This window comes from Streptomyces sp. SN-593 (assembly GCF_016756395.1).
In the GTDB taxonomy this organism is placed as follows: Bacteria; Actinomycetota; Actinomycetes; order Streptomycetales; family Streptomycetaceae; genus Actinacidiphila; species Actinacidiphila reveromycinica.
Genome location: NZ_AP018365.1, coordinates 899,115 through 919,321, shown reverse-complemented (window position 1 = coordinate 919,321; position 20,207 = coordinate 899,115). Strand labels below are relative to the sequence as shown.

The window sequence follows — 20,207 nt, the reverse complement described above, 5'->3', positions numbered from 1 at the left end:
ATGGGCAAGATCCTTATCCGCGGTGCACGACTGCTCGGCGGCGAGGCCCGGGACGTCCTGATCGACGGCGAGACCGTCGCCGAGGTCGGCACCGGGCTCAGCGCCGAGGGCGCCGACGTCGTCCAGGGCGCGGACCACGTCCTGCTGCCCGGCCTGGTCGACCTGCACACCCACCTGCGCGAGCCCGGCCGCGAGGACTCCGAGACGGTGCTCACCGGCACCCGCGCCGCGGCCGTCGGCGGGTACACCGCCGTGCACGCCATGGCCAACACCTTCCCGGTCGCCGACACGGCCGGCGTCGTCGAGCAGGTCTGGCGGCTCGGCAAGGAGTCCGGCTACTGCGACGTGCAGCCGGTCGGCGCGGTCACCGTCGGCCTGGAGGGCAGGCAGCTCGCCGAGCTGGGCGCGATGGCCGACTCCGCCGCCCGGGTGCGGGTCTTCTCCGACGACGGCAAGTGCGTGGACGACGCGGTGATCATGCGCCGCGCGCTGGAGTACGTGAAGGCGTTCGGCGGCGTCGTCGCCCAGCACGCCCAGGAGCCCCGGCTGACCGAGGGCGCCCAGATGAACGAGGGCACCGTCTCCGGCGAGCTGGGGCTGACCGGCTGGCCCGCGGTGGCCGAGGAGTCGATCATCGCCCGCGACGTGCTGCTCGCCGCGCACGTCGGCTCCCGCGTGCACATCTGCCACCTGTCCACGGCCGGCTCGGTCGAGATCGTCCGCTGGGCGAAGTCCAAGGGCTGGGACGTCACCGCCGAGGTCACCCCGCACCACCTGCTGCTCACCGACGAGCTGGTGCGCAGCTACGACCCCGTCTACAAGGTCAACCCGCCGCTGCGCACCGAGGCCGACGTGATGGCGCTGCGCGAGGCGCTCGCCGACGGCACCATCGACTGCGTCGCCACCGACCACGCCCCGCACCCGCACGAGGACAAGGACTGCGAGTGGTCCGCGGCCGCCATGGGGATGGTCGGCCTGGAGACCGCGCTGTCGGTGGTGCAGCACACCATGGTCGACACCGGGCTGCTGGACTGGGCCGGTGTCGCCGACCGGATGTCGGCGCGGCCCGCCGCGATCGGGCGGCTCGAAGGACACGGCCGGCCGGTCGCGGTCGGCGAGCCCGCCAACCTGGTGCTGGTCGATCCCGCATACCGTGGAACCGTCAACCCCGCGGACTTCGCCTCCCGCAGCCGCAACACCCCCTACGAGGGGCGCGAGCTGCCCGGCCGGGTCATCGCGACCTTCCTGCGGGGCCGTGCGACGGTCATGGACGGGAAGCTCACGTGACGACTCTGACAGCGCTGGCGGCCACGGCCGCCGAGGGCGGCAAGCACTCCGCGAAGGTCACCCACTGGTCGGACCGGCTCGGCTGGATCGTCGGGCTCGCCCTGGTGATCGGCCTGGTCTACTGGCTGATGCGGCAGGGCTGGCAGTGGCGCCGCACCCTCCAGGGCGGCCTGCCCGAGCTGCCGCCCGCCCCCGAGGACCCCGCCGAACTGGGCGAGCCGCTGCTCGTCATGGACGGCCGCTACCACGGCTCCACCACCGCCGGGCAGTGGCTGGACCGGATCGTCGCGCACGGACTGGGCGTCCGCAGCCGGGCCCGGCTGACCCTGACCGCGCGCGGCCTGCTGGTCGAGCGCACCGGCGCCCCCGGCTTCCTGGTACCGGTCGACGCGCTGCGTGGCGCCCGACTGGACCAGGCCATCGCCGGGAAGGTGCTGCCCGAGGGCGGCCTGCTCGTCGTCACCTGGGAGCACGGCGGCACCCTGATCGACTCCGGCTTCCGCTCCGAGCACGCCGCCGAGCACCCGGCCTGGGCCGAGGCGGTCACCGGGCTGAGCGGCGAACGGGCCGTTGAATTCACCACCGAAAAGGAAGGCGCACGATGACGACCTCCACCCGGGCGGCCACCGCGCCCGCCGTTCTCGTCCTGGAGGACGGCCGCATCTTCCGCGGCCGCGCCTACGGGGCCGTGGGGGAGACCTTCGGCGAGGCCGTGTTCTCCACCGGCATGACCGGCTACCAGGAGACCCTGACCGACCCCTCCTACCACCGCCAGGTCGTCGTCATGACCGCCCCGCACGTGGGCAACACCGGCGTCAACGACGACGACCCCGAGTCACGCCGGATCTGGGTGGCCGGGTACGTGGTGCGCGACCCCGCCCGCGTCCCGTCCAACTGGCGCTCCCGGCGCTCGCTGGACGACGAGCTGTCCGCCCAGGGCGTGGTCGGCATCAGCGGCATCGACACCCGCGCGCTCACCCGCCACCTGCGCGAGCGCGGCGCGATGCGCGTCGGCATCTTCTCCGGGCCGGCGCTCGCCGCCGGCGCGGGAGGCGCCGACGACGACGCGCTGCTGGCCCGGGTCCGCCAGGCCCCCGAGATGGCCGGCGCCGACCTGTCCGCCGAGGTCGCCACCGCCGAGCCGTACACCGTCCCGGCGATCGGCACCAAGCGCTTCACGGTGGCCGCCCTCGACCTCGGCATCAAGGGCATGACCCCGCACCGCATGGCCGAGCGCGGCATCGAGGTGCACGTGCTGCCCGCCACCGCCACCGTCGAGGAGGTCTACGCGGCCGCGCCCGACGGGGTGTTCCTGTCCAACGGCCCCGGCGACCCCGCCACCGCCGACCTCACCGTCATCCAGGCGGTCCTGGAGCGCGGCACCCCGCTGTTCGGGATCTGCTTCGGCAACCAGTTGCTCGGCCGCGCCCTCGGCTTCGGCACCTACAAGCTCAAGTACGGCCACCGCGGCATCAACCAGCCGGTGCAGGACCGTTCCACCGGCAAGGTCGAGGTGACCGCGCACAACCACGGCTTCGCCGTCGACGCCCCGCTCGACCAGGTCAGCGACACCCCCTACGGGCGCGCCGAGGTCAGCCACGTCTGCCTCAACGACGACGTGGTGGAGGGGCTGCGGCTGCTCGACAAGCCGGCCTTCAGCGTCCAGTACCACCCCGAGGCGGCCGCGGGCCCGCACGACGCCGCGTACCTGTTCGACCGCTTCGTTTCCCTGATGGAGGGCCAGCGTGCCTAAGCGCACCGATATCCAGTCCGTCCTGGTCATCGGCTCCGGCCCGATCGTCATCGGCCAGGCCGCGGAGTTCGACTACTCCGGCACGCAGGCGTGCCGCGTCCTGAAGGCCGAGGGCCTGCGGGTCATCCTGGTCAACTCCAACCCCGCCACGATCATGACCGACCCGGAGATCGCCGACGCCACGTACGTCGAGCCGATCACCCCCGAGTACGTCGAGAAGATCATCGCCAAGGAGCGGCCCGACGCGCTGCTGCCCACCCTCGGCGGCCAGACCGCGCTGAACACCGCGATCGCGCTGCACGAGAGCGGTGTGCTCGCCGCGCACGACGTGGAGCTGATCGGCGCCAACGTCGAGGCCATCCACAAGGGCGAGGACCGCGACCTGTTCAAGGGCGTGGTCGCCGCCGTCCGGGAGAAGATCGGCCACGGCGAGTCCGCCCGCTCGGTGATCTGCCACTCCATGGACGACGTGCTCGCCGGTGTCGACACCCTCGGCGGCTACCCCGTGGTGGTCCGGCCCTCCTTCACCATGGGCGGCGCCGGCTCCGGCTTCGCCCACGACGAGGACGAGCTGCGCCGGATCGCCGGCCAGGGCCTGACGCTCTCGCCGACCACCGAGGTGCTCCTGGAGGAGTCCATCCTCGGCTGGAAGGAGTACGAGCTGGAGCTGATGCGCGACAAGCACGACAACGTGGTGGTCGTCTGCTCCATCGAGAACTTCGACCCGATGGGCGTGCACACCGGCGACTCGATCACCGTCGCGCCCGCCATGACGCTCACCGACCGCGAGTACCAGATCCTGCGCGACATCGGCATCGCGGTCATCCGCGAGGTCGGCGTGGACACCGGCGGCTGCAACATCCAGTTCGCGGTGAACCCCGAGGACGGCCGGGTCATCGTGATCGAGATGAACCCCCGGGTCTCGCGCTCCTCCGCGCTCGCCTCCAAGGCCACCGGCTTCCCGATCGCGAAGATCGCCGCCCGGCTCGCCGTCGGCTACACCCTCGACGAGATCCCCAACGACATCACCGAGCAGACCCCCGCCTCCTTCGAACCCACCCTGGACTACGTGGTGGTGAAGGTCCCGCGGTTCGCCTTCGAGAAGTTCCCGGCCGCCGACTCCAGCCTCACCACCACCATGAAGTCCGTGGGCGAGGCGATGGCCATCGGCCGCAACTTCACCGAGGCGCTGAACAAGGCGCTGCGCTCGCTGGAGCGCAAGGGCTCGCAGTTCGACTTCGCCACCCCGGTCGACCCGGCCGCCAAGGACGACCTGCTGGCCACCGCGGGCGTGCCCACCGACGGCCGGATCAACACCGTGATGACCGCGATCCGGGCCGGCGCCACCGCACAGGAGGTCTTCGACGCCACGAGGATCGACCCGTGGTTCGTCGACCAGCTCTTCCTCATCAAGGAGATCGCCGACGAGCTGGCCGCCGCCGACCGGCTCGACCCGCTGCTGCTCGCCGACGCCAAGCGGCACGGCTTCTCCGACGCACAGATCGCCGCGATCCGCGGCCTGCGCGAGGACGTCGTCCGCGAGGTCCGGCACACCCTCGGCGTCCGCCCGGTCTACAAGACGGTCGACACCTGCGCCGCCGAGTTCGCCGCCCGCACGCCGTACTTCTACTCCTCCTACGACGAGGAGTCCGAGGTCGCGCCGCGCACCCGCCCGGCGGTGATCATCCTGGGCTCCGGGCCCAACCGGATCGGCCAGGGCATCGAGTTCGACTACTCCTGCGTGCACGCCTCCTTCGCGCTGCACGACGCCGGGTACGAGACCGTGATGGTCAACTGCAACCCCGAGACCGTCTCCACCGACTACGACACCTCCGACCGGCTCTACTTCGAGCCGCTCACCCTGGAGGACGTGCTGGAGATCGTGCACGCCGAGACCCTCGCCGGTCCGGTCGCGGGCGTGGTCGTGCAGCTCGGCGGGCAGACCCCGCTCGGCCTCGCCCAGGCGCTCAAGGACAACGGCGTGCCCGTCGTCGGCACCTCGCCCGAGGCGATCCACCTCGCCGAGGACCGCGGCGCGTTCGGCCGGGTGCTCGCGGAGGCGGGCCTGCCCGCGCCCAAGCACGGCACCGCCACCTCCTTCCCCGGCGCGAAGGCCATCGCCGACGAGATCGGCTACCCGGTGCTGGTCCGCCCCTCCTACGTGCTCGGCGGCCGCGGCATGGAGATCGTCTACGACGAGACCCGGCTGGCCGCGTACATCGCCGAGTCCACCGAGATCAGCCCGACCCGGCCGGTGCTGGTCGACCGGTTCCTCGACGACGCCATCGAGATCGACGTCGACGCCCTCTACGACGGCCACGAGCTGTACCTCGGCGGCGTCATGGAGCACATCGAGGAGGCCGGCATCCACTCCGGCGACTCCGCGTGCGCGCTGCCGCCGATCACGCTGGGCGGCCACGACATCAAGCGGCTGCGCGCCTCCACCGAGGCGATCGCCGCGGGCGTCGGGGTGCGCGGGCTGATCAACATCCAGTTCGCGCTGGCCGGGGACATCCTCTACGTGCTGGAGGCCAACCCGCGCGCCTCGCGCACCGTGCCCTTCACCTCCAAGGCGACCGCCGTGCCGCTGGCCAAGGCGGCCGCCCGGATCTCGCTCGGCGCCACCGTCGCCGAACTGCGCGCCGAGGGGCTGCTGCCGGCCACCGGCGACGGCGGCACCCTGCCGCTGGACGCGCCCATCTCCGTGAAGGAGGCGGTGCTGCCCTGGAGCCGCTTCCGCGACCCGCAGGGCCGCGGCGTGGACACCATCCTCGGCCCGGAGATGCGCTCCACCGGCGAGGTCATGGGCATCGACGCCGTCTTCGGCACCGCCTACGCCAAGTCCCAGGCCGGCGCGTACGGCGCACTGCCCACCAAGGGGCGCGCCTTCGTCTCGGTCGCCAACCGGGACAAGCGGGCGCTGATCTTCCCGGCGCGGGCGCTGATCGAGCACGGCTTCGAGCTGCTGGCCACCTCCGGCACCGCGGAGGTGCTGCGCCGCAACGGCATCGAGGCCCGGGTGGTGCGCAAGCAGAGCGAGGGCACCGGACCGGACGGCGAGCCCACCGTGGTCACCCTCATCCACGAGGGCGAGGTCGACCTCATCGTCAACACGCCGTTCGGCACCGGCGGCCGGCTCGACGGCTACGACATCCGCACGGCCGCGGTCGCGCGCGGCGTGCCGTGCCTGACCACCGTCCAGGCGCTGGCGGCCGCCGTGCAGGGCATCGACGCGCTGACCCGCGGCGACATCGGGGTGCGCTCGCTCCAGGACCACGCGGCCGCGCTGGCGCAGGCCCGGGCGGAGTAGCCGGCGCGGGCCCGGGCGAGACAAGGGCGCCCCGGGGGGAGCGGGCCCCGTGGGCCGGTGTCCGCGGGCCCCGCGCCTCACGGGCGTGTGTCCGGGCCACCGGCCGGCGGCCCGGACCCACGCGCGGCTCCCCCCGAGTCCCCGGGGGGCACCGCCGTCCCCGGTCCGCGTCACGAGCCGGACCCGCGCGGTTCCCCCCGCGCCCCTGACGGGCGCGTCCCTCCTACGAACGAAAGCGATCCATGTACGCCCTCTTCTTTCGGCTGGTGTTCCGGCGGATGGACGCCGAGAAGGCGCACCACCTGGCCTTCCGCTGGATCCGGCTGGCCGCACGGGTGCCGGTGCTGCGGACGTTCGCCGCGGCGGCGCTGGCGCCGCGGTACGAGAGCCTGCGCACCGAGGCGCTGGGGCTGCGCATGCACGGCCCGTTCGGCCTGGCCGCCGGGTTCGACAAGAACGCGGTCGCCATCGACGGGATGGCGATGCTCGGCTTCGGCCACGTGGAGGTCGGCACCGTCACCGGGCAGCCGCAGCCCGGCAACCCGCCGAAGCGGCTGTTCCGGCTGGTCGCCGACCGCGCGCTGATCAACCGGATGGGCTTCAACAACGACGGGTCGGCGGCGGTGGCGGCCCGCCTCGCCACGCGCAGGAAGGTCTTCCGCACCACCGTCGGGGTCAACATCGGCAAGACCAAGGCCGTCGCCGAGCAGGACGCGATCGCGGACTACGTGACCTCGACCGAGCGGCTGGCCGAGCACGCCGACTACCTCGTGGTGAACGTGTCCTCGCCGAACACCCCCGGCCTGCGCGACCTCCAGGCCACCTCGGCGCTGCGCCCGCTGCTCACCGCGGTGCGCGAGGCCGCCGACCGCAGCGTCACCACCCGCCGGGTGCCGCTGCTGGTGAAGATCGCCCCCGACCTCGCGGACGAGGACGTCGACGCGGTCGCCGACCTGGCGGTCGAGCTGGGCCTGGACGGCATCATCGCCACCAACACCACCATCGGCCGGGAGGGGCTGCGCTCCGACCCGGCGCTGACCGCGGAGACCGGCGGGCTGTCCGGCGCGCCGCTGAAGGCCCGCTCGCTGGAGGTGCTGCGCCGGCTCCACCGGCGGGTGGGCGGCCGGGTGACGCTGGTCGGCGTCGGCGGTGTCGAGGACGCCGAGGACGCCTGGCAGCGCATCCTCGCCGGCGCGACCCTGGTGCAGGGGTACACCGCCTTCATCTACCGCGGCCCGTTCTGGATGCGCGGCATGCACAAGGGGCTGGCCGCGCGGCTGGCCGCGAGCCCGTACGCCACCCTCGCCGACGCGGTCGGCGCGGAGTCCCGGAAGGTGACCACATGACCGGCAGCACCACCCCGCAGCCCGCCCCGGACAGCGCGGCCGGGCACCCGGAGCCCTTCGGCGTCCGGCTGCGCCGGGCGATGGACACCCGCGGGCCGCTGTGCGTCGGCATCGACCCGCACGCCGGCCTGCTCACCGGCTGGGGCCTGCCCGACGACCCGGCCGGCCTGGAGCGCTTCGCGCTGACCGTGGTGGACGCGCTGGGCGGGCACACCGCGGTGTTCAAACCGCAGTCCGCCTTCTTCGAGCGGTTCGGCTCGCGCGGGGTGGCGGTGCTGGAGAAGGCGGTGGCCCGGGCCCGGGAGGCGGGCGCGCTGGTGGTGATGGACGCCAAGCGCGGCGACATCGGCTCCACCATGGCCGCGTACGCGGCGACCTACTTCGACCCGGCCTCCCCGCTGTTCAGCGACGCGCTGACGGTCAGCCCGTTCCTGGGCTTCGGGTCGCTGCGCCCGGCGCTGGACGCCGCCGAGGCGTCGGGCGGGGGCGTGTTCGTGCTGGCGCTGACCTCCAACCCGGAGGGCGGCCAGGTGCAGCGGGCGGCCTCGGCCGACGGCCGGTCGGTGGCGCAGGTGATGCTGGACGCGGTCGCGGCGGAGAACGCGGGCGCGGCGCCGCTGGGGTCGGTCGGCGCGGTGGTCGGGGCGACGCTCGCGGAGGCGGGCGCGGACCTGGCGGTGGGCGGCCCGCTGCTGGCCCCCGGCGTCGGCGCGCAGGGCGCGACCCCCGCGGACCTGCCGGCGCTCTTCGGCCCGGCGCTGCCGAACGTGCTGCCGAGCGTCAGCCGCGACGTGCTGCGGCACGGACCGGACCCGGCTGCTTTGTTGAAATCAGTACGAGCATATGCTGACCAGGTCCGCGCGGCGGTGCGCGGCGCCGTCGAATCGGGCGGTATTGCCGGCGGCTAATCGGGTGGGAAAACGGCCGAAAAAAGGGCCGCTTTCAACAACCGGGTCCATTGACGCCGAAACCTGTTCCGGTATGTCCCGTATATCCCGCGGGATCGAGTCTGACCAGGACTTTTCATCTGTTCTCGCTGACTTGGGCCGCCGGGACCGCTAGTCTCCGACAGGAGCGCGCCGCCCAGGTGCGCCGCAGGTCGACCGGTGCCTCCGGCCGGCCCGTACTCCCTATCCGATTGATCTACATCCGAGGTGACGTAGGCGTGGCTCTTCCGCCCCTTACCCCTGAACAGCGCGCTGCCGCGCTCGAAAAGGCCGCCGCGGCTCGCCGGGAGCGCGCCGAGGTCAAGAACCGGCTCAAGCACTCCGGCGCCAGCCTGCACGAGGTCATCAAGCAGGGCCAGGAGAACGATGTCATCGGCAAGATGAAGGTCTCCGCCCTCCTCGAGTCCCTTCCCGGCGTCGGCAAGGTCCGCGCCAAGCAGATCATGGAGCGGCTCGGCATCTCCGAGAGCCGCCGGGTGCGCGGCCTGGGTTCCAACCAGATCGCTTCCCTGGAACGTGAGTTCGGCGGCGCCCCCGCCTAGGGGCGTTTCCCGCACGTCCCGGCTCATGTCCTGGACCCGCGCCGTCCGCCGTCCCAGGTCGGGCGGCGCTGTCCGCCGGACGAGGCGGTGACTCCGGTTCCCGCCGCTCTCGGGAACCGGGGATAATCGCTCCATGAGTTCTCCAGCCTCACCGGGGCCGGCCAAGCCCCTCGCCTCGCAGGGGGCTTCCCCGGCCGCCCCGGTCAGACATCCGCGGCTGACCGTGCTCTCCGGCCCCTCAGGGGTCGGCAAGAGTACGGTCGTCGCCCATCTGCGCGCCTCCCACCCCGAGGTGTGGCTCTCGGTGTCCGCCACCACCCGCAGACCCCGCCCCGGCGAACGCGACGGGGTGCAGTACCACTTCGTCGACGACGACGAGTTCGACAAGCTCGTGGCCAACGGCGAACTGCTGGAGTGGGCCGAGTTCGCCGGCAACCGGTACGGCACGCCGCGGCGCGCCGTGCTCGACCGGCTCGCCGCCGGTGCGCCCGTGCTGCTGGAGATCGACCTGCAGGGCGCGCGGCTGGTGCGGACCTCGATGCCGGAGGCGCACCTCGTCTTCCTCGCCCCGCCGAGCTGGGACGAACTGGTCCGCCGGCTCACCGGGCGCGGCACCGAGTCGCCCGAGGTGATCGAGCGGCGGCTCGCGGTCGCCAGGGTCGAACTGGCGGCGGAGTCCGAGTTCGACGAGACGCTTGTCAACACCTCCGTCGAGGATGTAGCACGTGAGCTGCTAGCCTTGATGAACATCGGGTGACCTCGCACCGCACCGCGCGAGCGCCCCGCAGCGAGCCCCCGGTCCGGGGGCGTCGTCCAGAAGTCCTTCCACAAGTAGGGGTAGGTAGAGCGTGTCCTCTTCCATCACCACGCCCGAGGGCATCATCAACCCGCCGATCGACGAGCTGCTCGAAGCCACCGACTCCAAGTACAGCCTGGTGATCTACGCCGCCAAGCGTGCCCGCCAGATCAACGCGTACTACTCCCAGCTCGGCGAGGGCCTGCTGGAGTACGTCGGCCCCCTGGTGGACACCCACGTCCACGAGAAGCCGCTCTCCATCGCGCTGCGCGAGATCAACGCCGGCCTGCTGACCTCCGAGGCCGTCGAGGCGCCGCCCACCCAGTGAGCCGAAGGGCGCGCCGGTGTCGGGAGGGAGAGCGGGCGCGGGTCCCGAGGTGACGAGGGACCCGGCACGATCGACCCGCGACACCGGGTCCGAGCGCCCGGAGGCAAGGGGATGGCGGTGCCGAGGCACTGCGCAGGGCCCGGCGGGACGACCGCCGGGCCCGTGGTGTGTCATGGGGTGGTGCCCTCGACCGGGCACGGCAGGGTGACGGCGCGGCGGAGCGGAGCAGGCATGGGCAGGCCACAGGTCGTACTGGGTGTCAGCGGCGGCATCGCCGCGTACAAGGCGTGCGAGCTGCTGCGCCGGCTCACCGAGTCCGGTCACGACGTGCAGGTGGTGCCCACGGACGCCGCGCTGCACTTCGTCGGCGAGGCCACCTGGGCCGCGCTGTCCGGCCGGCCCGTCTCCACCCGGGTCTGGGACGGCGTCGAGAACGTCCCCCACGTGCGGATCGGGCAGCACGCCGACCTCGTGGTGGTCGCGCCCGCCACCGCCGACCTGCTCGCCCGGGCCGCGCACGGCCTCGCCGACGACCTGCTGACCAGCACCCTGCTGACCGCCCGCTGCCCGGTGGTCTTCGCGCCCGCCATGCACACCGAGATGTGGGAGCACCCCGCCACCCGGGAGAACGTCGCCACGCTGCGCCGCCGCGGCGCCGTGGTCATCGAGCCGGCCGTCGGCCGGCTCACCGGGGTGGACACCGGCAAGGGGCGGCTGCCCGACCCGGACGAGATCTTCCAGGTCTGCCGCCGCACCCTCGCGCGGGGCACCGCCGCGCCGGACCTCGCCGGGCGGCACGTCGTCATCAGCGCCGGGGGCACCCGCGAACCGCTCGACCCGGTGCGCTTCCTCGGCAACCGCTCCTCAGGCAAGCAGGGGTACGCCCTGGCGCGTACCGCCGTCGCGCGCGGGGCGCGGGTCACCCTGGTGGCCGCCCACACCGACGCGCTGGCCGACCCGGCCGGCGCCGACGTGGTGCCCGTGGGCACCGCCGAGGAGCTGCGCGCGGCTGTGCTCAAGGCCGCCGCCGACGCCGACGCGGTGGTGATGGCCGCGGCTGTCGCCGACTTCCGCCCGGCCGCGTACGCCACCAGCAAGATCAAGAAGAGCGACGACGGCGCCGGGCCCGCCCCGGTCGAGCTGGTCCGCAACCCCGACGTACTCGCCGAGCTGTCGGCGCACCGCGCCCGGCCCGGCCAGGTCGTCGCGGGCTTCGCCGCCGAGACCGACGACGTGCTGGCCAACGGCCGGGCGAAGCTCGCCCGCAAGGGGTGCGACCTGCTGGTGGTCAACGAGGTCGGCGGCGGCAAGGCGTTCGGCACCGACGACAACGAAGCGGTGGTCCTGGGCGCCGACGGCAGCGCCACCCCGGTGCCGCACGGCCCGAAGGAGGCGCTGGCCGACCAGGTCTGGGACCTGGTCGCCGCCCGCCTGGACGCCGGCGCGCGCGACTGAGCGGCCGGGGCCGGGAGACCGGGACACGGATACCGAGCGGCCGGGCGCCGGGACCGGGCTCACCGCGCCCGGCGGTCACGGACGGTCGGCGGCGGGCCGCGCCCGACCGTCCGCGGATCTGTGAACAACCGGTGAAATCCGGCCACGTCGCGGTCGGCCCGCCCGGCTCGCCCGCGAGCCCGCATGTCCGCGGCCCCACCCCGCCGCCACCAGCGGTCTTCCGCCCGCGTGGCGGTGGACACGAACGGCTGGCGAACGGGCGACGGGGGGACGAGTAGTGGACATCGGGGTGCAGGGTGTGGCATATCCAAAGAGCGAGATGCCTGGTCCGTGCCCGGGACGCTCACGCTAAGCTAGCCGCGGAGCGCCGGGCGCAGCCCTGCGCACTCCACCGAGCTCGAGCCAGCAGCCGCTGCAACCCCAGGGAGCGATGTGTCCCGCCGTCTGTTCACTTCGGAGTCCGTGACCGAAGGTCACCCCGACAAGATCGCTGACCAGATCAGCGACACCATCCTCGACGCCCTGCTCACCGCCGACCCGACCTCCCGGGTGGCCGTCGAGACGCTGATCACCACCGGTCAGGTGCACGTCGCGGGTGAGGTCACCACGACCGCGTACGCCGACATCGCCTCGCTGGTGCGCGGGAAGATCCTGGAGATCGGCTACGACTCCTCGAAGAAGGGCTTCGACGGCGCGTCGTGCGGCGTCTCCGTGTCGATCGGCGCGCAGTCGCCCGACATCGCCCAGGGCGTCGACACCGCCTACGAGAAGCGGGTCGAGGGCGGCGAGGCCGACGAGGACGAGCTGAACAAGCAGGGCGCCGGCGACCAGGGCCTGATGTTCGGGTACGCCTCCGACGAGACGCCCGAGCTGATGCCGCTGCCGATCACGCTGGCGCACCGCCTGTCCAAGCGGCTCACCGAGGTCCGCAAGAACGGCACCATCCCCTACCTGCGGCCCGACGGCAAGACCCAGGTCACCATCGAGTACGACGGCGACAAGGCGGTCCGGCTCGACACCGTCGTCGTCTCCTCGCAGCACGCCTCCGACATCGACCTGGAGTCGCTGCTCACCCCCGACATCCGCGAGTTCGTCGTGGAGGTCGAGCTGAAGGCCCTGCTCGACGAGGGCATCAAGCTCGACACCGACGGCTACCGGCTGCTGGTCAACCCGACCGGGCGGTTCGAGATCGGCGGCCCGATGGGCGACGCGGGTCTGACCGGCCGGAAGATCATCATCGACACCTACGGCGGCATGGCCCGCCACGGCGGCGGCGCCTTCTCGGGCAAGGACCCGTCCAAGGTGGACCGCTCCGCGGCGTACGCGATGCGCTGGGTCGCCAAGAACGTGGTGGCCGCGCGGCTCGCGTCGCGCTGCGAGGTCCAGGTCGCGTACGCGATCGGCAAGGCCGAGCCGGTCGGTCTGTTCGTCGAGACCTTCGGCACCGCGAACATCGAGGTCGAGAAGATCGAGCAGGCCATCGGCGAGGTCTTCGACCTGCGCCCCGCCGCGATCATCCGCGACCTGGACCTGCTGCGGCCGATCTACGCCCAGACCGCCGCCTACGGCCACTTCGGCCGTGAGCTGGACGACTTCACCTGGGAGAAGACCGACCGGGTCGACGCCCTGCGCGCCGCGGTCGGCCTCTGACCGTTCCGGCCCCCGGAGCAGGGTTCCCGTCGTCCTGCGGCGGCCGGTGGCTCGTCTCCCAGTTCCCCGCGTCCCCCTGGGGCCGGTTCCGTCCGCGGAGCACGGCACCCGTCCAGGGGCGCGGGGAACCGTGCGCTCGGCCCGACATCCGCCGGTGGTCCGGCAACGGCGGCGGCCGTCCCTTCGGGTCGGGGGCGACCCGCGCCACGACCAACGCCGTCGAGCCCCCGGTCGGCGCCGTGGTGTCGTAGGTGTCTGGTAGGAATCACAAGGTGAGCGGCGACGAGGGACCCGGGCGGGAGGGGGCGGCCGAACCGCCGGAGGCGGGCGGCGGGGAGCAGCTCGCCCTGATCCGGGACACGGTCCGCAAGGCGAAGCAGCCGCGCGCGAAGCCGCGCACCTGGCGCGGGGCCGCCCTCGCCGACGGCCTGCCCGTCGCCCGGGTGCTGGTCGACAAGGGCCTGGTCCACCTCGACCAGTTCTTCGACTACGCCGTGCCCGCCGCCATGGACGCCGACGCCCAGCCCGGCGTCCGGGTCCGGGTCCGGTTCGGCGCGCGCGTGGTCAAGGGCCGCCGCGAGGGCGGCACCCTCCACGACGGCTTCGTGGTCGAGCGCCGCGCCGACAGCGACTACGCCGGCCCGCTCGCCCCGCTCGCGCAGGTGCTGTCCACCGAGCCCGTGCTCACCGAGCCGCTGCTGCGGCTGTGCCGCCAGGTCGCCGACCGCTACGCGGGCGCGCTCGCCGACGTGGTGCAGCTCGCGGTGCCGCCCCGGATGGCCCGGGCCGAGCGCGACCCCTCGCCCGACCCCCTCCCCACTCCCGCGGCGCCCCCGCCCGCGACCTGGTCCCGCTACGCCACCGGCCCCGCCTACCTCCAGGCCCTCGCCCGCGGCGACACCCCCCGCGCGGTGTGGCTCGCGCTGCCCGGACCGCACTGGCCGCGCGAGCTGGCCACGGTACTGGCGACCGCGCTCGCCGCCGGCCGCGGCGCGCTCGCCGTGCTGCCCGACGGGCGCAGCGCCGCGCGCGTCGACGCGGCCCTCACCGACCTGCTCGGTCCGGGCCACCACGTCCTGCTCACCGCCGACGCCGGACCCGAGGAGCGCTACCGGCGCTGGCTCGCGGTCAGCCGCGGCAGCGTCAAGGTGGTGGTCGGCACCCGGGCGGCGATGTTCGCCCCCGTCGCCGACCTCGGGCTGGTGGCCCTGTGGGACGACGGTGACTCCAGCCACGCCGAGCCGCACGCCCCGCAGCCGCACGCCCGCGACGTACTGCTGCTGCGCGCCCGCGAGGAGCGCACGGCGTTCCTGCTCGGCGGGATCACCACCACCGTCGAGGGCGCGCAGCTCGTGGACAGCGGCTGGGCGCTGCCGCTGGCCGCCGCCCGAGACCGGGTACGCGCTGCCGCACCGCTGGTCCGCACGGTCGGAGACCTGGACCAGGCACGGGACGAGGCGGCCCGCGCGGCGCGGCTGCCGTCGCTGGCGTGGCAGGTGACCCGTGACGCGCTCGCCCGCGGGCCGGTGCTGGTGCAGGTGCCGCGGCGCGGCTACGTCCCCCGGCTCGGCTGCGACACCTGCCGGGCGCCGGCCCGGTGCGCGGCCTGTGCCGGGCCGCTGGAGGTGCGCGAGGAGGGCGGCACACCCGCGTGCGGGTGGTGTGGGCGGCCGGCGGCGGACTGGCACTGCCAGGAGTGCGGGGGCTTCCGGCTGCGGGCCCGGGTGGTGGGGGCGCGGCGGACGGCGGAGGAACTGGGCCGCGCCTTCCCCCGGGTGCCGGTGCGGACGTCGGGGCGGGACACCGTGCTGGCCACGGTCGGCGGCGCCCCCGCGCTGGTGATCGCCACGCCCGGGGCCGAGCCGGTCGCGGAGGAGGGCTACGCGGCGGCGCTGCTGCTGGACGGCTGGGCGCTGCTGGGCCGCCCGGACCTGCGCGCGGCCGAGGAGGCGCTGCGGCGGTGGGCCCTGGCCGCGGCGCTGGTCCGGCCGGCGGGGGAGGGCGGCACCGTCGTGGTGCTGGCCGAGCCGACGCTGCGGCCGGTGCAGGCGCTGGTGCGGTGGGATCCGGCGGGGCACGCCGTGCGGGAGCTGGCGGAGCGCGCGGAGCTGAGGTTCCCGCCGGTGGCGCGGATGGCGGCGGTGTCGGGGCCGCCGGCCGCGGTGGCGGAGTTCGTCGACCTCGTCCGCCTGCCCGAGGGCACCGATCAGCTCGGCCCCGTGCCGGTGCGGCGCCCCGCCGGCACCGAGCCCTGGGAGCGCCTGCTCTTCCGGGTGCCCCCGGGTTCCGGCGCGGCGCTCGCCGCCGCGCTCAAGGCCGGCCGGATCGCCCGTGCCGCCCGCTCCGGCCCCACCGCCCCCCTCCAGCTCCGCATGGACCCCCCGGACATCGGCTAGCCCCTGCGGCGTCCCTCCCACCACCACGCTGCCCCTCGCGGAAGGCGTTCCCCCACGGACGCTCGGGGGGTGCCGATGTGGAAGGTGTTCGCCCGAGGGTGTTCGGGTGTGCCGTTGTGGAAGGCGTTCCCCCACGGGCGCTCGGGGGGCGTCGTCGCGGAAGACGTTCCCCAAAGGGCGCGGGGAACTGCGCGACCAGCCCGCCACCGGCCGACGGCCCGGACCCCGCCGCAACCGCCCCTCCGGTTCGGTGCTGCCCCTACGCCACCGGAAGGATGCCGCCCCTACGCCACCGGAAGAAGGGCACCGCCACCCCACCCGGGCACCCCGAACCCGGGGACAGGGGCGCACCCCGAATCCGCCCAGGCCCCGTGCCTACGGATTGCGGGGGCTCGGGAACGCCGGCGCGGGCTGCACCGGGTGCACGGACTGCTCCTCCTCCACGGAGCGCGCCGCCGGCACGGTGGGGCCGGAACCGCCCTCCGCGGGAGCCCGCCGGGCGCCGTACCGCCGGTGCACCGCCTGCTTCGTGACGCCCAGCGCGGAGCCCACCGCGTCCCAGGAGAACCCGAGCGAGCGGTCGAACTCCACCGCTGCCGTCACCAGCGTCTCCACGCTGTCCCGCAACTCCTGGGCGAGCCGCACCGTGGGCGCCGGCGCCCGACCGTAGACCACGAATCCGGCCGAGGGCCCGCCGCGCCGCGGCCGGTAGACGTTCCCGAGCTGGGCGGTCAGGGTGCGCAACGCGTCGACCTGCCGGCGGACCCGTTCGATGTCCCGCACCAGCAGGTGCAGGCTGGCCCGTGCCTGAGCATCGGGAGTTGCGTGGTCGGGCATCAACAGGCCTCTCCAACCGACGGCGTACAAGGATCGGACCGCACGCTCCAGCCGCGGGCGCGTCCGATTTCGGTCAAACTCTCTTGACCAACGCGCCACCGCCCCCAGGAGTCACGCCCGACCGGCGCGGCGACCGCCCCGGGGGCGCGCGCCGTTCGCGTGCACTCCCCACCGCGAGCCGCCCCAGCGCCGTGACCGGGAACCGGCGCCGCGGGCTTCCCGGCGGACCATCCCGGTCGCAGCACTAGGATTGACCCCCGTCCGCGTTCCGTCCGCCCCTCGACGGCGCCCCGACCGCTCCAGGAGACCCGCCCGTGTCCGTCAAGCCCATCCGCCTGTTCGGCGACCCGGTGCTGCGCATGACGGCGCAACCGGTCACCACCTTCGACCTCGAACTGCGCACCCTCGTCAAGGACCTGACCGACACCATGCTGGAGGCCCCCGGCGCCGGCCTGGCCGCGCCCCAACTGGGCGTCTCCCTGCGGGTGTTCACCTACAACGTCGAAGGCGAACTCGGCCACCTGATCAACCCCGAGCTGACGCTGAGCGACGAGCGGCAGGACGGCCCCGAGGGCTGCCTGTCGCTGCCCGGCCTCACCTACGACTGCGAGCGCGCCTACGGCGTGGTGGCCCGGGGCTTCAACATGTACGGCGACCCGGTCACGATCGACGGCACCCAGCGGCTGGCCCGCTGCATCCAGCACGAGACCGACCACCTCGACGGCATCATCTTCGTGGACCGGCTCGACGCCGAGCGGCGCAAGGCCGCGATGAAGGCGATCCGCGAGGCCGACTGGGGCGCGCAGGGCACCCCGCAGGTGAGGATCTCGCCGCACGACACGTTCGGCCGCGCCCTGTAGAGCACAGCCCGCCGGGCCGCACCCCGCCCGGCGGGCGCCGACCCGTGCCACCGCCCACCGAGAGGTACACCCCGCACGATGAAGCTCGTCTTCGCCGGCACCCCCGAGGTCGCCGTGCCCGCACTCGACGCCCTGATCGCCTCCGACCGCCACGAGGTCGCCGCCGTCGTGACCCGCCCCGACGCCGTCGCCGGGCGCGGCCGCAAACTCGTGGCCAGCCCGGTCGCGCAGCGCGCCGAGGAGGCCGGCATCGAGGTGCTCAAGCCGGTCCGGCCGCGCGACGAGGACTTCCTCGCCCGGCTGCGCGAGATCGGCCCGGACTGCTGCCCGGTCGTCGCGTACGGCGCGCTGCTGCCGAAGACGGCGCTCGACGTGCCCGCCCGCGGCTGGGTGAACCTGCACTTCTCGCTGCTGCCGGCCTGGCGCGGCGCGGCGCCCGTCCAGCACGCGGTGATGGCCGGGGACGAGGTGACCGGCGCGTCCACCTTCCTCATCGAGCAGGGGCTGGACTCCGGACCGGTCTACGGCGTCGTCACCGAGGAGATCCGGTCCCGCGACACCAGCGGCGACCTGCTCGGACGGCTCTCGCACAGCGGGGCGCGGCTGCTGGTGGCCACGATGGACGGGATCGACGGCGGCGACCTCGTCGGCCGGCCGCAGCCCGCCGACGGGATCACCGTGGCGCCCAAGATCACGGTCGAGGACGCGGCCGTCGACTGGACCGCGCCCGCGCTGCGGGTGGACCGCCTCATCCGCGGCTGCACCCCCGCGCCCGGCGCGTGGACGCTGCTCGGCGGCGAGCGGGTCAAGCTGGGCCCGGTCGCGCCCGCCCCGGACGCCGAGCACCTCGAACCCGGCGTGGTCGAGGTGACCAAGAAGGCGGTGTTCGTGGGCACCGGGAGCCACCCGGTCCGGCTGGGCGAGGTCCAGGCGGTCGGCAAGAAGCGGATGGCCGCCGCCGACTGGGCCCGGGGCACCCGGATCGAGCCCGGCGCCAGGTTCGGCGCGTAGCGGGCCGCTCATTCCTCCGGCCGCCCCGTCCCTCCGGGCCGCCCGTTCCGTGGCGGCCTCCGTCGGGCGGTCGGCCGGACCGCCGCCGCGGGAGGCAGCACCGTACCCTTGGCGGCGAGCCGTACGTCCGTGGGAAAGAACATCCGGAGCACCTTTGAAGAACACGCAGGGCAGGCAGGGCACGCGGAGCGCGCAGGGCACGCCGTACCGCCGTCCGCAGAAGGACCCCGTCCGAATCCTGGCGTTCGAGGCGCTGCGGGCGGTGGGGGAGCGGGACGCGTACGCCAACCTGGTGCTGCCCGGGCTGCTGCGGGCCGCCGAGCAGGACGCGGCGAAGAAGGGCCGCACCTTCGACCGCAGGGACGCCGCGCTGGCCACCGAGCTGGTCTACGGCACGCTGCGCCACCAGGGCACCTACGACGCGGTGATCGCGGCCTGCGTGGACCGCCCGCTGCGCGAGGTGGACCCGCCGGTCCTGGACGTGCTGGCGCTCGGCGCCCACCAGTTGCTCGGCACCCGCATCCCGGCGCACGCGGCGGTCTCCGCGAGCGTGGAACTGGCCCGGGCGGTGCTCGGCGACGGGCGGGCCCGGTTCGTGAACGCGGTGCTGCGCCGGATCTGCGCGCAGGACCTCGACGCGTGGCTGGCCCAGGTCGCCCCGCCCTACGACGAGGATCCGGAGGAGCACCTCGCCGTGGTGCACTCCCACCCGCGCTGGGTGGTGTCCGCGCTGTGGGACGCGCTGGGCGGCGGCCGGGCCGGCATCGAGGACCTGCTCGCGGCCGACAACGAGCGGCCCGAGGTCACGCTGGTGGCGCGGCCCGGCCGCAGCACTCCGGCCGGCATCGCGGCGTCGCTGCCCCCGGAGACGACCGTGCCGGGCCGCTGGTCGCCGTACGCGGTGCGGCTCGCCGAGGGCGGCGACCCCGCAGCGGTGCCGGCCGTGCGCGACGGCGACGCCGGTGTGCAGGACGAGGGCAGCCAACTGGTCGCGGCGGCGCTCGCCGCGGCGCCGCTGGACGGCCCCGACGCGCGCTGGCTGGACGGCTGCGCCGGCCCCGGCGGGAAGGCGGCGCTGCTCGCGGCGCTGGCCGCGGACCGCGGCGCGCTGCTGGTCGCGGCGGAGAAGCAGCCGCACCGGGCCCGGCTGGTGGGCCGCGCGCTGCACGGCAACCCCGGCCCGTACCAGGTGGTCGTCGCGGACGGGACCCGCCCGGTGTGGCGGCCCGGGTCCTTCGACCGGGTGCTGGTGGACGTACCCTGCACCGGCCTCGGCGCGCTGCGCCGCCGCCCCGAGGCGCGCTGGCGCCGCAGGGCGGAGGACGTCGGCGGCTTCGCCCCGCTGCAACGCGCCCTGCTCACCGAGGCGTTGACCGCGGTGCGGCCGGGCGGTGTGGTGGCGTACGCGACCTGCTCCCCGCACCTGGCCGAGACCCGGGCGGTCGTCGAGGACGTGACGCGCTCGCCGCACGCCCCCGCCGCGGACCCGGTGGACGCCCGTCCGCTGCTGCCGGGCGTGCCGGCGCTCGGCGACGGACCCGACGTCCAGCTCTGGCCGCACCTGCACGGCACGGACGCGATGTACCTGGCACTGCTGCGCCGCCGTTGACGCGGGCCCGGACCGACGCCCGCCGTCGTCGAGGTGTGCCGGACCGACCTGCGCGTCGCCGGCGGGCGTCCGTGCTCCCC

General features: G+C 74.5%; 16 protein-coding genes. 15 read left to right on the top strand and 1 reads right to left on the bottom strand.

Going from position 1 to position 20,207, the window contains the following annotated elements:
* From RVR_RS03810 to RVR_RS03755, 12 genes are all read left to right on the top strand, one after another.
* The gene (locus RVR_RS03810; RefSeq protein WP_202232485.1) at positions 1–1,287 is read left to right on the top strand and encodes a dihydroorotase; all 1,287 of its coding nucleotides are present in this window, start codon (positions 1–3) and stop codon (positions 1,285–1,287) included.
* Positions 1,284–1,892: a PH-like domain-containing protein gene (locus RVR_RS03805; RefSeq protein ID WP_202232484.1), complete on the top strand. Its 609-nt coding sequence runs from the start codon at positions 1,284–1,286 to the stop codon at positions 1,890–1,892. Before RVR_RS03810 ends, RVR_RS03805 begins: the two co-directional genes overlap by 4 nt.
* Positions 1,889–3,040: a glutamine-hydrolyzing carbamoyl-phosphate synthase small subunit gene (gene carA, locus RVR_RS03800; protein WP_202232483.1), complete on the top strand. Its 1,152-nt coding sequence runs from the start codon at positions 1,889–1,891 to the stop codon at positions 3,038–3,040. The genes RVR_RS03805 and carA overlap by 4 nt, the downstream gene beginning before the upstream one ends.
* Positions 3,033–6,350, top strand: coding sequence for a carbamoyl-phosphate synthase large subunit (gene carB / locus RVR_RS03795; RefSeq protein ID WP_202232482.1), 3,318 nt, complete (start codon positions 3,033–3,035; stop codon positions 6,348–6,350). The genes carA and carB overlap by 8 nt, the downstream gene beginning before the upstream one ends.
* Before the next feature lie 242 nt (positions 6,351–6,592).
* Complete coding sequence (locus tag RVR_RS03790; RefSeq protein WP_202232481.1) at positions 6,593–7,696, top strand: quinone-dependent dihydroorotate dehydrogenase; 1,104 nt, start codon at positions 6,593–6,595, stop codon at positions 7,694–7,696.
* Positions 7,693–8,604, top strand: coding sequence for an orotidine-5'-phosphate decarboxylase (gene pyrF / locus RVR_RS03785; protein ID WP_202232480.1), 912 nt, complete (start codon positions 7,693–7,695; stop codon positions 8,602–8,604). The genes RVR_RS03790 and pyrF overlap by 4 nt, the downstream gene beginning before the upstream one ends.
* Before the next feature lie 257 nt (positions 8,605–8,861).
* Entirely contained in the window at positions 8,862–9,185 is a 324-nt protein-coding gene (locus RVR_RS03780) for an integration host factor, actinobacterial type (protein ID WP_202232479.1), read from the top strand.
* A gap of 133 nt (positions 9,186–9,318) precedes the next feature.
* A complete protein-coding gene (gene gmk / locus RVR_RS03775) occupies positions 9,319–9,942 on the top strand; it encodes a guanylate kinase (RefSeq protein WP_237404551.1) in 624 nt (207 codons plus the stop codon).
* Positions 9,943–10,033: 91 nt separating this feature from the next.
* Positions 10,034–10,309 (top strand): DNA-directed RNA polymerase subunit omega, encoded by a 276-nt coding sequence (gene rpoZ, locus RVR_RS03770; protein ID WP_103887663.1) that lies wholly within the window; start codon positions 10,034–10,036, stop codon positions 10,307–10,309.
* A gap of 231 nt (positions 10,310–10,540) precedes the next feature.
* Positions 10,541–11,764 carry a bifunctional phosphopantothenoylcysteine decarboxylase/phosphopantothenate--cysteine ligase CoaBC gene (coaBC, locus tag RVR_RS03765; RefSeq protein ID WP_202232478.1) on the top strand — a complete coding sequence of 408 codons (1,224 nt, stop codon included), beginning with the start codon at positions 10,541–10,543 and terminating at the stop codon, positions 11,762–11,764.
* A gap of 432 nt (positions 11,765–12,196) precedes the next feature.
* Positions 12,197–13,414: a methionine adenosyltransferase gene (gene metK / locus RVR_RS03760; protein WP_202232477.1), complete on the top strand. Its 1,218-nt coding sequence runs from the start codon at positions 12,197–12,199 to the stop codon at positions 13,412–13,414.
* Between the two features lie 272 nt (positions 13,415–13,686).
* Complete coding sequence (locus RVR_RS03755; protein WP_202232476.1) at positions 13,687–15,810, top strand: primosomal protein N'; 2,124 nt, start codon at positions 13,687–13,689, stop codon at positions 15,808–15,810.
* A 375-nt stretch (positions 15,811–16,185) separates the two neighbouring features.
* Here the strand turns inward: RVR_RS03755 and RVR_RS03750 are convergent, their stop codons facing one another.
* Positions 16,186–16,647, bottom strand: coding sequence for a hypothetical protein (locus tag RVR_RS03750; RefSeq protein ID WP_202232475.1), 462 nt, complete (start codon positions 16,645–16,647; stop codon positions 16,186–16,188).
* 314 nt (positions 16,648–16,961) lie between these two features.
* Here RVR_RS03750 and def point away from each other — a divergent pair, with 314 nt between their 5' ends.
* The 3 genes from def to RVR_RS03735 all read left to right on the top strand — a co-directional run bounded on the left by def (position 16,962) and on the right by RVR_RS03735 (position 20,127).
* Complete coding sequence (gene def / locus RVR_RS03745) at positions 16,962–17,507, top strand: peptide deformylase (RefSeq protein ID WP_202232474.1); 546 nt, start codon at positions 16,962–16,964, stop codon at positions 17,505–17,507.
* A 78-nt stretch (positions 17,508–17,585) separates the two neighbouring features.
* Entirely contained in the window at positions 17,586–18,518 is a 933-nt protein-coding gene (gene fmt, locus RVR_RS03740; RefSeq protein WP_202232473.1) for a methionyl-tRNA formyltransferase, read from the top strand.
* A 154-nt stretch (positions 18,519–18,672) separates the two neighbouring features.
* Positions 18,673–20,127, top strand: coding sequence for an RsmB/NOP family class I SAM-dependent RNA methyltransferase (locus RVR_RS03735; RefSeq protein WP_202232472.1), 1,455 nt, complete (start codon positions 18,673–18,675; stop codon positions 20,125–20,127).
* Positions 20,128–20,207 lie beyond the last annotated feature (80 nt).

Excerpts from the sequence above, each read along its gene's own strand:
- pyrF (WP_202232480.1), top strand. The coding sequence starts at position 7,693 with ATGACCGGCAGCACCACCCCGCAGCCCGCCCCGGACAGCGCGGCCGGG.
- gmk (WP_237404551.1), top strand. The coding sequence starts at position 9,319 with ATGAGTTCTCCAGCCTCACCGGGGCCGGCCAAGCCCCTCGCCTCGCAG.
- coaBC (WP_202232478.1), top strand. The coding sequence starts at position 10,541 with ATGGGCAGGCCACAGGTCGTACTGGGTGTCAGCGGCGGCATCGCCGCG.
- RVR_RS03810 (WP_202232485.1), top strand. The coding sequence starts at position 1 with ATGGGCAAGATCCTTATCCGCGGTGCACGACTGCTCGGCGGCGAGGCC.
- fmt (WP_202232473.1), top strand. The coding sequence starts at position 17,586 with ATGAAGCTCGTCTTCGCCGGCACCCCCGAGGTCGCCGTGCCCGCACTC.
- RVR_RS03750 (WP_202232475.1), bottom strand. The coding sequence starts at position 16,647 with ATGCCCGACCACGCAACTCCCGATGCTCAGGCACGGGCCAGCCTGCAC.
- carA (WP_202232483.1), top strand. The coding sequence starts at position 1,889 with ATGACGACCTCCACCCGGGCGGCCACCGCGCCCGCCGTTCTCGTCCTG.
- RVR_RS03790 (WP_202232481.1), top strand. The coding sequence starts at position 6,593 with ATGTACGCCCTCTTCTTTCGGCTGGTGTTCCGGCGGATGGACGCCGAG.